Source organism: Pannonibacter sp. Q-1 (assembly GCF_054073275.1).
In genome coordinates this window covers 116,531-129,886 of the sequence record NZ_JBSXNB010000006.1, presented here as the reverse complement: position 1 = coordinate 129,886, position 13,356 = coordinate 116,531, and the positions used below count along the sequence as shown (strand labels likewise).

Annotated in this window: 9 protein-coding genes and 1 riboswitch; of the genes, 7 read left to right on the top strand and 2 right to left on the bottom strand. The window is 63.9% G+C overall.

Annotated elements, in window-relative coordinates; genetic code table 11:
* Positions 1-280: 280 nt before the first annotated feature.
* The 3 genes from ACVNHC_RS17665 to serA all read left to right on the top strand — a co-directional run bounded on the left by ACVNHC_RS17665 (position 281) and on the right by serA (position 4,176).
* Positions 281-1,111, top strand: coding sequence for an outer membrane protein (locus ACVNHC_RS17665; RefSeq protein WP_122522008.1), 831 nt, complete (start codon positions 281-283; stop codon positions 1,109-1,111).
* A 165-nt stretch (positions 1,112-1,276) separates the two neighbouring features.
* Positions 1,277-2,449 carry a phosphoserine transaminase gene (locus tag ACVNHC_RS17660; protein WP_457168385.1) on the top strand — a complete coding sequence of 391 codons (1,173 nt, stop codon included), beginning with the start codon at positions 1,277-1,279 and terminating at the stop codon, positions 2,447-2,449.
* A 140-nt stretch (positions 2,450-2,589) separates the two neighbouring features.
* Entirely contained in the window at positions 2,590-4,176 is a 1,587-nt protein-coding gene (gene serA / locus ACVNHC_RS17655) for a phosphoglycerate dehydrogenase (RefSeq protein WP_457168383.1), read from the top strand.
* Positions 4,177-4,220: 44 nt separating this feature from the next.
* On the opposite strand, the gene ACVNHC_RS17650 is transcribed toward serA, so the two are convergent.
* Complete coding sequence (locus ACVNHC_RS17650) at positions 4,221-5,108, bottom strand: DMT family transporter (RefSeq protein ID WP_050472488.1); 888 nt, start codon at positions 5,106-5,108, stop codon at positions 4,221-4,223.
* A gap of 503 nt (positions 5,109-5,611) precedes the next feature.
* Here ACVNHC_RS17650 and ACVNHC_RS17645 point away from each other — a divergent pair.
* From ACVNHC_RS17645 to ACVNHC_RS17630, 4 genes are all read left to right on the top strand, one after another.
* On the top strand, positions 5,612-6,904 hold the full coding sequence (locus ACVNHC_RS17645; protein WP_050472559.1) for an adenylosuccinate synthase: 1,293 nt from the start codon (positions 5,612-5,614) through the stop codon (positions 6,902-6,904).
* A gap of 183 nt (positions 6,905-7,087) precedes the next feature.
* Positions 7,088-8,737: a hypothetical protein gene (locus tag ACVNHC_RS17640; RefSeq protein WP_457168381.1), complete on the top strand. Its 1,650-nt coding sequence runs from the start codon at positions 7,088-7,090 to the stop codon at positions 8,735-8,737.
* A gap of 135 nt (positions 8,738-8,872) precedes the next feature.
* Positions 8,873-8,976, top strand: a riboswitch (TPP riboswitch).
* A 172-nt stretch (positions 8,977-9,148) separates the two neighbouring features.
* Complete coding sequence (locus ACVNHC_RS17635; protein ID WP_123195129.1) at positions 9,149-9,859, top strand: ABC transporter permease; 711 nt, start codon at positions 9,149-9,151, stop codon at positions 9,857-9,859.
* 82 nt (positions 9,860-9,941) lie between these two features.
* Entirely contained in the window at positions 9,942-10,880 is a 939-nt protein-coding gene (locus tag ACVNHC_RS17630; RefSeq protein ID WP_050472490.1) for an ABC transporter substrate-binding protein, read from the top strand.
* A gap of 209 nt (positions 10,881-11,089) precedes the next feature.
* Here the strand turns inward: ACVNHC_RS17630 and ACVNHC_RS17625 are convergent, their stop codons facing one another.
* Positions 11,090-13,282, bottom strand: coding sequence for a CHASE2 domain-containing protein (locus tag ACVNHC_RS17625; RefSeq protein ID WP_457168378.1), 2,193 nt, complete (start codon positions 13,280-13,282; stop codon positions 11,090-11,092).
* Positions 13,283-13,356 lie beyond the last annotated feature (74 nt).

Here is a 13,356-nt window from a genome sequence, read left to right as displayed (position 1 = left end):
CCTTGAAATGCTCAGACGCTGCACGGGCCTGACCATGCTGAGATGAGGTAAGCTCTTTTTGGAGCGGTAAAAGCACAAGGCATCCGCTGGAGAGGCGGGTGCCTTTTTGTTAATGAAGTCCTAACGTGATTGCTCTTGTTTACCTTGGGTTAAGGTAAAAAATCCTGGTAAAGAAATACGGTTAAGCACCCTTTAAACCTTTTGCCCTAGATCTAAGACATGTTCCAAAGCGCGCCCCGCAGCCTGGCTGGTGCGGACGCTTGTTTCAAAGGACGAGGACATGGGCAGCGTTTTCAAGCAGTTGTCTTTGGCGAGCTGTGCGATCTTCATCTCGCAGGCAGCACTGGCTGCGGATCTGGCGATGGATCTGCCGGCTCCTGTGATTGAGCATATCCCCGAAGTCCCGGCCACTGGCGGCTGGTATCTGCGCGGCGATATCGGCTACAAGATTTATCAGGCGCCGAAAGGCAGCTTCAGTGATCCCGTGATCGGTGATCTGCGGTTTAACCGCAACAAGATGAACGATACGGTCGTCATCGGTGCGGGTATTGGTTACAAGTTCAACGACTATCTGCGCTCAGATCTGACGTTCGACTACGAGCCGTCGGCCAAGTACACGGGTCATGCCCCGTGTAATGATCCCTGCGCGAGCCCGGGATACTCCCGCGAGACGTCGAATATTGACGTCTGGACGCTGATGCTGAACGGCTACCTGGATGTTGGCACCTGGAACGGCTTCACCCCTTACGTGGGTGCCGGTGTTGGCGCGGCATATGTCAATGTGCGTGACACCAAGTCCTTCAACCCGAATGGCGTGAACACGTCCTACGACGGGTCGAGCGGCAAGTGGAACTTCGCCTGGGCGCTGATGGCCGGTACCTCCTATGCGGTGACGCCGAACTGGGACATTGATCTTGGCTACCGCTACAAGAACCTGGGCGAGGCCCGTACGGTTCAGTTGAACAACGTCGGCACCGGTCAGAGCCGGATCAAGTACAAGGATCTGGCCGCCCACGAAATCCGGCTTGGCGTGCGCTACAACTTCGATACGGCTGGCCCGGTCAACCGTCCGATGCTCTATTCGGGCAATGCTGTCTCTGCCCGTTACTGATCCTCTTCCCCGCGGATCATTTCAGGGGCCGGTGCCACAAGCACCGGCCTTTCGCTTTGCAGCGCTGCAAGGCTCCATCCGGCTTGACCGGCCCGCCGGAAGGGCATATCCAAGTCAGTGGGACACTCCTCCCCAACGAGGAGCACCTATCTGAGAGGATAGCATATGACAGCGACTGCAAAGCCGGCACAGCGCCCGGCCAATCCCCATTTTTCGTCTGGTCCTTGCGCCAAGCGCCCCGGCTGGTCTGCCGCCGCGCTGGACGTGAAGTCCCTTGGTCGCTCCCACCGCGCCAAGATCGGCAAGACCCGGCTTGAACTCGCCATCGACAAGACCCGTGAGATCCTTGAGGTGCCTGCGGACTACCGCATCGGTATCGTTCCGGCCTCGGACACGGGCGCGGTCGAGATGGCCCTGTGGTCGCTGCTCGGCGCGCGTGGCGTCGACATGCTCGCCTGGGAAAGCTTCGGCTCCACCTGGGTGACCGATGTGGTCAAGCAGCTGAAGCTGGATGCCCGCACCATCGAAGCTCCCTATGGCGAGCTGCCGGACCTTGGCAGCGTCGATTTCAGCCGCGACGTTGTCTTCACCTGGAACGGCACCACGTCCGGCGTGCGCGTGCCGGACGCCAACTGGATTCCGGCAGACCGGGAAGGCCTCGCCATCTGCGATGCCACCTCCGCCGCCTTTGCGCAGGATCTGGATTTCGCCAAGCTCGATGTGGTCACCTTCTCCTGGCAGAAGGCGCTCGGCGGTGAAGGTGCCCACGGCATGCTCATCCTCAGCCCGCGTGCCGTCGCCCGGCTGGAGAGCTACACCCCCGCCTGGCCGCTGCCGAAGATTTTCCGCCTGACCTCCAAGGGCAAGCTGATCGAAGGCATCTTCAAGGGCGAGACCATCAACACCCCGTCCATGCTCTGTGTCGAGGACTATATCGACGCGCTGGAATGGGCATCCTCCATCGGCGGCCTGAAGGCCCTGATCGGCCGTGCCGACACCAGCGCCGGGCATATCGCCCGCTGGGTGGAAGAGACCCCGTGGGTGGACTTCCTCGCCGTTGATCCGACCACCCGCTCCAACACCTCCGTCTGCCTGAAGATCGTTGATCCGGCAGTGACGGCGCTGGACGATGCGGGGCAGGCGGCATTCGCCAAGGCCATGGCCTCCGCGCTGGAAGCCGAAGGTGTCGCCTATGACATCGGCTCCTACCGCGATGCCCCGACGGGCTTCCGCATCTGGTGCGGCGCGACGGTGGATCCGGACAGCGTTGCGGCGCTTCTGCCCTGGCTCGACTGGGCCTTTGCGGCCCAGAAGGCCCGCCTGCAGGCAGCCGCCTGATGCGAGGGCCCGGTGAGCTTTTCTCCGGGCCTTGCACTTCACCCAAATCCTGCGCCCGCGTGAGGCGCCTGCTGCGGTTCACCGGTTGAACCGCAGACGGTGCAGCCTTGCCTGAAGCGCGCTGAATGAAGGAGAGTTTCATGGCTCCCAGAGTGCTCATTTCGGATCAGCTGTCGGAAGCAGCCATCCAGATCTTCAAGAATCGCGGCATCGACGTGGATTTCCGCCCGGAGCTGGGCAAGGACAAGGACGCGCTGCTGGCCGTGATCGGCGAGTATGACGGCCTTGCCATCCGCTCGGCCACCAAGGTCACCGAAAAGGTGATTGCCGCCGCCACGCGGCTGAAGGTGATCGGCCGTGCGGGCATCGGCGTCGACAATGTCGATATCCCGGCTGCCACCGCCAAGGGCATCATCGTGATGAACACGCCCTTCGGCAACGCGATCACCACGGCGGAACATGCCATTGCGATGATGTTCTCGCTCGCCCGGCAGATCCCGGCCGCCGATGCCTCGACGCAGGCCGGCAAGTGGGAGAAGTCCCGCTTCATGGGTGTGGAAATCACCGGCAAGACGCTGGGTCTCATCGGCTGCGGCAACATCGGCTCGATCGTCGCCGACCGGGCCATCGGCCTGAAGATGAAGGTTCTCGCCTTTGACCCGTTCCTGTCGGTTGAGCGGGCAAGGGATCTGGGTGTTGAAAAGGTTGAGCTGGACACGCTGCTGGCGCGGGCCGATTTCATCACCCTGCACACGCCGCTGACGGACAAGACCCGCAACATCATCTCCGCCGATGCACTGATGAAGACCAAGCGCGGCGTCTATATCATCAACTGCGCCCGTGGCGGGCTGGTTGATGAGGTGGCCCTGCGGGCGGCACTTGATACGGGCCATGTGGCAGGGGCCGGGTTCGATGTGTTTGTCGAGGAGCCTGCGAAGGAAAACGTGCTCTTCGGCGCGCCGAACATGGTCTGCACCCCGCATCTGGGCGCTTCGACCGAAGAGGCGCAGGAGAACGTTGCCCTGCAGGTGGCCGAGCAGATCTCGGACTATCTGATGAGCGGTGCCGTCATCAACGCGCTCAACATGCCTTCGATCTCGGCGGAAGAAGCGCCGCGCCTGACGCCCTTCGTGCGGCTGGCCGAGCAGCTGGGCTCCTTCGCGGGCCAGCTCACGGAAACCGGCATCCGCAAGATCCGCATCGAATATGAAGGCACGATTGCCGACATGAACACCCGCGCCCTGACGGCGGCGGCGCTGACCGGCGTGCTGACGCCGGTGCTGCAGACCGTCAACATGGTGTCGGCCCCTGCCATCGCCCGCGAGCGGGACATTCAGGTGGAAGAGGTGCGGCGCGGCCAGATGGGGGCCTACGAGACCTACATGCGCCTGACCATCGTCACCGACCGGCAGGAGCGTTCCGTCGCAGGCACGGTGTTTGCCGATGGCAAGCCGCGCATCATCCAGGTGAAGGGCATCAACATGGAAGCCGGTTTCGGCCCCTACATGCTCTACATCACCAACGAGGACAAGCCGGGCTTCATCGGCAAGTTCGGCAGCCTTCTGGGTGAGGCAGGCATCAACATCGCCACCTTCAACCTCGGCCGCACGGAGCCGGGGGGCGACGCGATTGCGCTGCTGGAGGTGGATGGCGCAGTGCCTGCCGCCACGCTGACAGCCATCGAATCGCTGCCGCTGGTGAAACAGGCCAAGGCGCTGAAGTTCTAAAAAGGCATGATGAGCGGCATCCGGCAGGGTGCCGCTCTTTTATTTTACCGGCGCAGCAGTTTCAGCACCCGCCCGTCAAGCAGCACGAGGCCGCAGAGCAGAATGCCGAGCCCGGCGAATTGCACCGGATAGAGCCTCTCGCCCAGCAGCAGATATCCGAAGCCGAGGGCGCAGACGGGGACCAGCAGGGTGACCGTCGAGGTGTTGGTTGCCCCTGCCTCGCCCAGAAGCCGGAAGAAGATCATGTAGCCGAGCGCCGTGGCGAGCACGGCGAGCGCCAGCACATTGCCCCAGACCAGCAGGCTGACATCCGCCGGTGACCAGCTTCCGGCCGAGAAAAGCGCGACCGGCAGCATCAGCAAGGTGGAGCCGGTGATCTGGCCGGTTGCGGTGACGAGCGGCGGCGTGCCCTTGAAGCGGCGGCCGAAGGCGCCGGCGAAACCGTAGGAGAGGGCGGCGCCCAGGCAGGCGGCCTGTGCCCAAAGCGGATCGGAGCTGAGCCCGGCAAGGCTGGAAGACAGCATCAGCGCCACGCCTGACAGTCCCAGCAGCACCCCTGCTATGCGGTTGGCCGTCACCGGTTCCTGATGCAGCACCACGGCGGCGATCAGGAAGGTGAAAATCGGCGTCGTGGCATTGAGGATCGAGGCAAGGCCTGCCGCGATGCCCGTCTGGCCCCAGAAGATCAGCGAGAAGGGAATCACGTTGTTGAGCAGGCCCATGACAAGGAAGCTTGCCAGCAGCTTCGGATCACGGGGGAAACGGTGCCGCGACAGCCGGAGCACCAGATGCAGCACGGCGGCGGCAATCAGCACCCTGAGGAACACCAGCATCAGCGGCGGAATCTCGGCCACCGCCACCTTGGCAAAGAGGAACGAGCCGCCCCACAGGGCACTGAGGAAAAACAGCAGCAGCCAAGCGGCTAATGACATGATTGTGTCCGGATGTTTGAGGCGAGTGTTGATGCTGGCGGGCAGTGTTTACAACGGACTTTCAGTTAGGCACCAACTCCTCTCCCCCCTTGAGGGGGAGATGCCCCCGGCTGGGGGCAGAGGGGGGTAATGGACTGTCCGTTTATGAGAGAGACCGTGTTGTGCCGAAGCGCTGCTACCCCCCTCTGTCTGCTGACGCAGACATCTCCCCCTCAAGGGGGGAGAGGGGCGCTGCGGCTATGGGAAGGCCTTCCTCCTCCTTGCAGTCCGTTTCAAACACTGCCAGCTCTGCAGGATCAAAGATGTATCATTTGCCCGGCAGTCAGCGCCACCCGGAATGCGAGGCTCCCTTCCGTCAATTTCTTCCGTTTCGGGCTCGCAACTCTTGGCGGAAGTGGCTATAGTCCGCGCGTTTGCCCCGGCCATGTACCGGGGTTTTGTGTGCTGGTGCCCGGAAAAAGCGGCCCCGGCAGATGGTTCCTTTTGAGAAGGGTATGGCACCCATGGCCAATGTTGTTGTCGTCGGTTCGCAATGGGGCGATGAAGGCAAGGGCAAGATCGTCGACTGGCTCTCGGAGCAGGCCGATGTGATTGTCCGTTTCCAGGGCGGGCATAATGCCGGCCATACGCTCGTGATCGACGGCGTCAGCTACAAGCTGTCCCTGCTGCCCTCCGGCGTCGTGCGCCCGGGCAAGCTGTCGGTGATCGGCAATGGCGTGGTGCTGGACCCGCATGCACTGGTGTCGGAAATCGGCCGCCTGCGCGATCAGGGCGTGACCGTGAACCCGGAGACCCTGCGCATCGCCGAAAACGCGACGCTGATTCTGTCGCTGCACCGCGAACTCGACGCGCTGCGCGAAAACTCCAGCACCGGCACGCGCATCGGCACCACGGGCCGCGGCATTGGCCCGGCCTATGAGGACAAGGTGGGCCGCCGGTCCATCCGTCTGATGGACCTTGCCAATCTGGAATCGCTGCCGGCCAAGATCGACCGGCTGCTGGCGCATCACAATCCGTTGCGCCGGGGCCTCGGCGAGAGCGAAATTTCCGCTCAGGCCATCTTCGAAGAACTGTCCTCCGTGGCTGGCACCGTGCTGCCCTACATGGATTCGGTGTGGAAGCTGCTCGACGGCCAGCGCCGTGAAGGCAAGCGCCTGCTGTTTGAAGGCGCGCAGGGCGCACTGCTCGACATCGACCACGGCACCTATCCCTTCGTGACCTCGTCCAACACGGTTGCCGGTCAGGCTGCCACCGGTTCGGGCCTTGGCCCCAACGCGGTCGGCTATGTGCTGGGCATCACCAAGGCCTACACCACCCGCGTGGGCGAAGGCCCGTTCCCGACCGAGCAGCAGAACGAAGTCGGCGAATTCCTCGGCACCCGCGGCCATGAGTTCGGCACCGTCACGGGCCGCAAGCGCCGCTGCGGCTGGTTTGATGCGGTTCTGGTGCGCCAGACGGTCTGCACCTCCGGCATCACCGGCATCGCGCTGACCAAGCTGGATGTTCTGGACGGCCTGGAAGAGCTGAAGATCTGCGTCGGCTATGAGCTGGACGGCAAGCGGATCGACTATCTGCCGGCCTCCCAGGGCGCGCAGGCCCGTGTGGTGCCGATTTATGAAACCCTGCCGGGCTGGCAGGAATCCACCAAGGGTGCCCGCAGCTGGGCTGATCTTCCGGCGCAGGCCGTGAAATATGTCCGCCATGTGGAGGAGCTGATCGGTGCGCCGGTGGCGCTGCTCTCCACCAGCCCGGAGCGCGACGACACCATCCTGGTGCAGAATCCGTTCCAGGACTGACGTGAAATTTATCGGGCGGAATGCTCCCCATTCCGCCCGAAAGTCATGTAAAAACCTGATTGCACATCCTATCTTTGCTGAACACCTCTTGCGCCCGCCGGTGTTGAGCCTACAAATGGGATGGCATGAATACGGAGCTTCCGGTGCGCCGGGTTCAGGCTGGCACCCCTCACGAGCGAGCCAATGGCTGATTACTATTCGATTTTGAAAAAAACGATTGCGTCACTGCCGGAGAACAACGGTTCTGCACGGCGCAACGTCTACAGCCGCGCCCGAAACGCGATTGTCAGTCAGCTCAAGGCCTATGAGCCGCCGCTTTCCCCGTCCGAGATCACGGCCGAGCAGTTGCGCCTTGAGGAGGCTATCCGCAAGGTTGAGGCCGAGGCGGCGCGCGAAACGCTGATGGCGACGCGCCCGGCGCCTGCTGCGCCCGCGCCCATGGCCCCTGCTGCAGGCGCCAGCGCTCCGGCTGCCCCCCGCACCGAACCCTATCCCCCGTCTTCGCCTGCGCCGCGCGGGCCGCTGGGCTCTGCCGTGCAGGAAGCCGAAAGGCTGGGGGATGCGTCGTCGAGCGCGGTGCAGACCGCCCGAGATGCCTTCCGCAACGAAAGCACTCCGGCAGAGCCGCCCGTTGAGCGCAGCCAGCCGCGCATGGAGCCTGCCTTCGGGGCGGCGCCTGCAAAGCCGTCCGTTGAACCGGCTGCCCCGGCACCGTCTTCCTACGCCCTTCCCACGCCGAGCCCGCGGCCAGCGCCTGCCGGTGACAGCCTGCGCCCGGATCCGTCCGCACCTGCGCCCGCCGGTGCTGGAAGCGTGAATGCCGCGGCCGACCGGCTTGCGGCTGACGAACCGCGCAAGGGCCGGACACGCGCCCCGCGCCGCGCCCGCCCGGCTGGCAGTTCGTCTTTCATGTCCTACGTGTTCCTGGGCGGATTTGTGCTGGTGCTGATCGGTATCGGCGCCTTCATCTATTCCCAGCGCTCGCTGATCGCGGGGATCTTCTCCTCCAGTGAGGATACGGCCGCAACGACCGCTCCGGCCCCCGAGGCAGGAGCGCCGGCGGGCGAGACGGCTGCCAATGGCGAGAATGGCGGCAAGAACACGGACCGTCTGCTGACCGATACGGGTGAGCCTGCGGTTGCCCCCGATGCGCGGACCGTGACGACGACACTCATCACACCGTCAGCCCCCCCGCCGCCGCCGCAGGAGGCGCCTGCTGCCGTGCCCGAGGCCGCTGCCCCGCCCGCCAGCACGACGCCGGCTCAGACGGCAGAAACGCCCGGTGCGATCGTTGCGCAGAAGGCTTTCCTCTATGAGGAGGGCGAAGATGCCAGCGGATCCGGTACCGCTTCTGCGGGCAATGTGGCCTGGTCGGTTTCCGAGGAAAACGGCTCCGGCGGACAGGCCGAAACGGTGCTCGTGGCGCAGGCCCAGATTCCGGACCGGAACATCAATGTGACGCTGCGAATCAAGCCGAACACAGATTCGTCTCTGCCTGCCAGCCATCTGGTCGAGATCCAGTTCCAGCTTCCTGAGGGCTTCTCCGGCGGGGACGTCTCCAATGTGCCGGGCCTCGTGATGAAGCCGACCGAGGAAGCGCGCGGAGATGCTCTCCTGGGCGCTTCGGTGAAGGTTGCTCCGGGTTACTTCTGGATTGCGCTGTCGAGCGTTGACAGCGAGCGCGACCGTAACCTTGCCCTGATGCGTGAGCGTGGCTGGATCGATATTCCGATGCTCTATGAAAACGGCAAGCGTGCCATCTTCACCATCGAGAAGGGCACCCCGGGCGCCCGCGCTCTGGAACAGGCGATTGCCGCCTGGCAGGGCGGCTGATCCCGGCGGTTCTGCCCGGTTCCGGTTAAGCTTGAAGGCCCCGGCTGTCCATGGGTGACAGCCGGGGCCTTCGGCTTTTGTGACAGGGGACCGCAAGTTTTGCTTGCCAAGGCGGCATTCAGGCGGCATGTTTCGGGCTGGTCCGAGGGGTGCTCCGATGTGAGCTGAGATGGCGCAAAGCCGAACCCTTAGAACCTGATCCGGGTCATGCCGGCGAAGGGACGGAAACCTTTAGCCATATCCCGGATCTCCAATGTCTTGACCGGCTCGCCGGTGACGGGAGATCCTTTTGTGTCGATAGAACTTCTTTCGGGAAGGCAACCCCTTCCCTCTGCGAGCCCCGTCCGGAATGCGTTTCCGGCCCGTGCAGCCGCTCTCCTGCGCAGCATTGCGCCGGGCCTGACGGTCAGCATGTCCCTGTTGCTGATCTGGGATCTGGCGGTGCGGTTCCTCGAAATCCCGCCCTACATGCTGCCCGGTCCGCTGAAAGTGTTGGAGGCTTTCCAGCGCCAGAGCGGCTTCCTGCTGTATCACGCCAGCATCACCTTGAGCGAAACCCTGCTGGGCTTTGTCTTCGGCATTGCCGCCGGGGTCATGCTGGCCTTCGTCATGTGGCTGTCGCCGCTGGCACGGCGCGGGCTGCTGCCGGTGGTTCTGGTGACGCAGGCTCTGCCGGTCTTTGCCATTGCCCCCATTCTGGTGCTCTGGCTCGGCTTCGGCCTTGCTTCCAAGATCGTGATGGCGGTGCTGGTCATCTTTTTTGCCGTCACCTCCACCTTCTTTGACGGCCTCAGGCGGATGGATCAGGGCCTGGTCGATCTGGCGCTGCTCTACCGCGTCAACCGCTGGCAGGAACTGCGTTATTTCCGCCTGCCGTCTGCCATGCCCGCGCTTGCCTCCGGTGTCCGGATTGCAGCGGTCTTCGCCCCCATCGGCGCCATTGTCGGCGAATGGGTCGGGGCCAAGGGCGGGCTTGCCTTCATCATGCTGCAGAGCAATGCCCGGATGCAGACGGACACCATGTTCGCCGCTCTTGCCTTGCTTGCCGCCATGGTTCTGGTCCTGCGCTTCGTTGTCGAGCGTCTGACCCGCCGCATGGTGCCCTGGCAGCGCGAGGACTGATCCCCGCGCCCGCATCTGCCGGTCAGGCTGAGGCTGGACCGGCTCGAACTTCATCCAACACCTGTCTATTGGGAGACCCCGCATGAAACGCATTCTCGCGCTGTCGCTGGCCGCTGTTCTGGCCACTGCTGCCCCCGCTTCGGCGGCGGACAAGCTGACCGTTCTGCTCGACTGGTTCGTCAATCCGGACCACGCGCCGCTGGTGGTGGCCAAGCAGAAGGGTTTCTTTGAAGCCGAAGGGCTTGATGTGGACCTGATCGAGCCGGCCGATCCGGCCATGCCGCCGAAGCTGGTGGCGGCCGGGCAGGGGGATATTGCCGTGTCCTATCAGCCGACGCTCCATGCCCAGATCAACGAAGGCATGCCGCTGAAGTGGATCGGCACGCTGGTGGAGACGCCGCTGAACACGCTGATCGTGCTGGAGGAGGGCCCCATCAAGACGCTGGCGGACCTCAAGGGCAAGAAGATCGGCTTCTCCGTCTCCGGCTTCGAGGATGCGATGCTCGGCCAGATGCTGCGCTCGCAGGGACTTTCGATCGAGGACGTGGAACTCATCAACGTCAACTTTGCCCTGTCGCCGTCCCTGATGACGGGTCAGGTGGATGCGGTGATCGGCGGCTACCGCAATTTCGAGCTCACCCAGATCGAACTGGAGGGCAAGAAGGGCAAGGCCTTCTTCCCGGAGGAGAATGGCGTGCCCATCTTCGACGAGCTGATCTATGTGGCGGCGAAGGACAAGACCGGGGACCCGCGCTATGTCCGTTTCCTCGCTGCAGTGGAGAAGGCAACGGTCTACCTCACCAACCATCCGGAGGACTCGTGGGAGGCTTTCATCGCGGCTTATCCGAATCTTGATGACGAGCTGAACCGCCGCGCCTGGGGCGACACGCTGCCGCGTTTTGCCAAGCGCCCGGCAGCTCTGGATGCCGGCCGCTATCAGCGCTTTGCCGAGTTTCTGCATGAAAACAAGCTGATCACCAGCGTGCCGCCGGTGGAGGACTATACGGCGGAGCTGCGGTGACGGCCAAGAAAACGCCTATCTATCCGTCGTCATCCCGGCCTTGAGCCGGGACCGGTGAGCCGGGGCGAAAATTGGTTCCGCTAAAGAGCCAGAGCCGGCAGGCCTTGGCTCACCGGTCCCGGATCTCCGCTCCGCTGCGTCCGGGATGACGATGGTGAGGTGGTCGGGACACCTGAGTTTGTTTACACCCCCCCAAACCTTCCCGCAGTTCACGCTGCTGCTGTTTCGAGCTGTTCGGCCCGTTCGGCCAGACGGTCGTAGAAGGCGGTGAGTTCCGGCGGGGCGGCGTTGCGGCAGTCGGCAAGGGCGGCAGCGGCGGCTTCCGGTTTGCGGTTGTCGAGAGCATCCATCAGCTTCATGTGATGCAGCTCAAGTGTCCGGAAGGCCTCGCTGCGCCGCAGTTCCTGATCACCGATCAGCGCGAAGAGCTTCACGGGCCGGGACTTGCCCTTGAGCGGAATGGCGCCAGCCTCCAGATAGGCAAGATCGGGGGCCTGCGTGCGGGTGTCTTCCGAGACGACGAGATCGGCGCCGACGCTCTTGCAGCTGGATTCGATCCGGCTTGCCACGTTCACTGCGTCACCAATCACCGAGTAGTTGAAGCGGCGTGAGGAGCCCATGTTGCCGACGCAGGCTTCGCCCGTGTTGAGGCCAATGCCGATCTGCACGGTCTGGGTCTTGAAATTGCGCGCCTTGAAGCCGAAGGCATCTTCCGCATTTAATTGGTCCACCACGTCCAGCATCTTCAGGCTGGCCGCGCAGGCCATGGCGGCGTGGTTCTCCACCCGGACGGGCGCGTTCCAGAAGGCCATGATGCTGTCGCCGATATACTTGTCGATGGTGCCGCCATGGGCCTGGATGGCATCGCTGAGCGGGGACAGCAGTGTATTGAGGAAATGCACCAGCTCCGTCGGCGTCAGCTGTTCGGAAATGGGGGTGAAGCCGCGCACATCCATGAAGAGGATGGTCATGGGCCTCAGTTCCCCGCCCAGAACCAGCTGGTCCGGCTGCTGTTCCAGCTGGCTGACCAGCTCCGGCGAGAGATATTGGCTGAAGGCCTGGCGCACGAAGCGTTTCTCCCGGTCCGTCATCACATAGAGCATCGACGTGCCGATGGCGAAGACGACGAAGGCGGTGATCGAGGGATAGAGCCCGTCGATCAAAAGACCGCTCTGGACGAAAAGCAGCAGGGAGCCGCCGAACATCAGGACGGTGAGACAAACGGCTGCCGCGCCGGTGATGAGCCCTCCGGTCAGCGGCAGAAGCGCGACAAGGACGAGGCCGGCGAGCAGAACGGCAATGATTTCCGCGCCCTCCGCCCAGTCCGGCCGGGAGAGGAAGTTGCCGGAGATGATCTGCTCTGCGGCCTGTGCGTGGATCGAGACGCCCGGAACCTGCTCGCCAAGGGGCGTGGAGCGGATATCGAACAGGCCGGCAGCTGAGGTGCCGATGAAGATGATCTGGCCATCGATCAGCGGCTGCACCTTTGGACGCTTCTGCGGGTCGAGAAGGTCGGCGACGGAGACATAGCGCTCGGGCCGGTTCCAGTCGTAATAAACCCAGAACTCGCCGGTTTCCGTCACCGGAACGGAGAAGCTGCCCACTCTGATCCCGTTGAGCGCCCCGCCTCTGCCGGTTTCATCCGCGCGCGTGATCAGCCCGGTTGCCCCCTGCGCCACGCGAAGGGCCTCCACCGCCAGGCTGGGGAAGACTTCGGTCCCGTCAGTCACCAGCAGCGGAATGCGGCGGACGATACCGCCCGTGTCATCGGCACTCAGCGATACGCTGCCGACGCCGCTCGCGGCCTCCTGCAGGGGCAGAATGGCGCCAAGAGCCGAGGCATAGGGCGCGAGCAGGCCGGCGGGGGAGGGGCCTACATGCGCCATGCCGGCCTTCAGTTGCGGCTGCTGCGGTGTGGCGGAAGGCAAAATTGCGAAGCCCAGGATGGAGGGGGCTTCTGCGAGGGCTTCCGCAAACAGCTCATCCGTATCCGGCAGCGACTTGAGCGCGGCCTTCAGATCCGGCGAGGCGGCAATGGAGCTTTCCGGCAGGCTGAGGGCCAGCTGCCGCGGCGAGGACCGGTCTGCCTCGGCAAAGATCACGTCGAAGGCGATGGCGGCGGCGCCCATGCTGTTGAGCGTGTCGACGATTTCCGCCATCCGGTCCCGTGGCCATGGCCACTGGCCGTAGAGCGCCAGAGAGGCATCGTCGATATCCACCACCCGCACCGGGCTGTCCTGAAAGCCGCGAGGGGCGAGCCGCTGGTAATAATCGAAGCTCAGTTCGCGCACGGCCTGCAGAAACGGCGGGTCGATGGCACGAATGCCTGCAAGGCTGGCCAAGGCCGCCAGCGTGACGAGCGCGACCCGCGCCCGCTTGCCCATAAAGTGCCCAAACCCCACGCTGATGCAGCCTCCACCCTTTGCGGCGCGTCCGGCCGCAGTCTGCCACGTTAGAAAAGCAAAAAACGGGACGC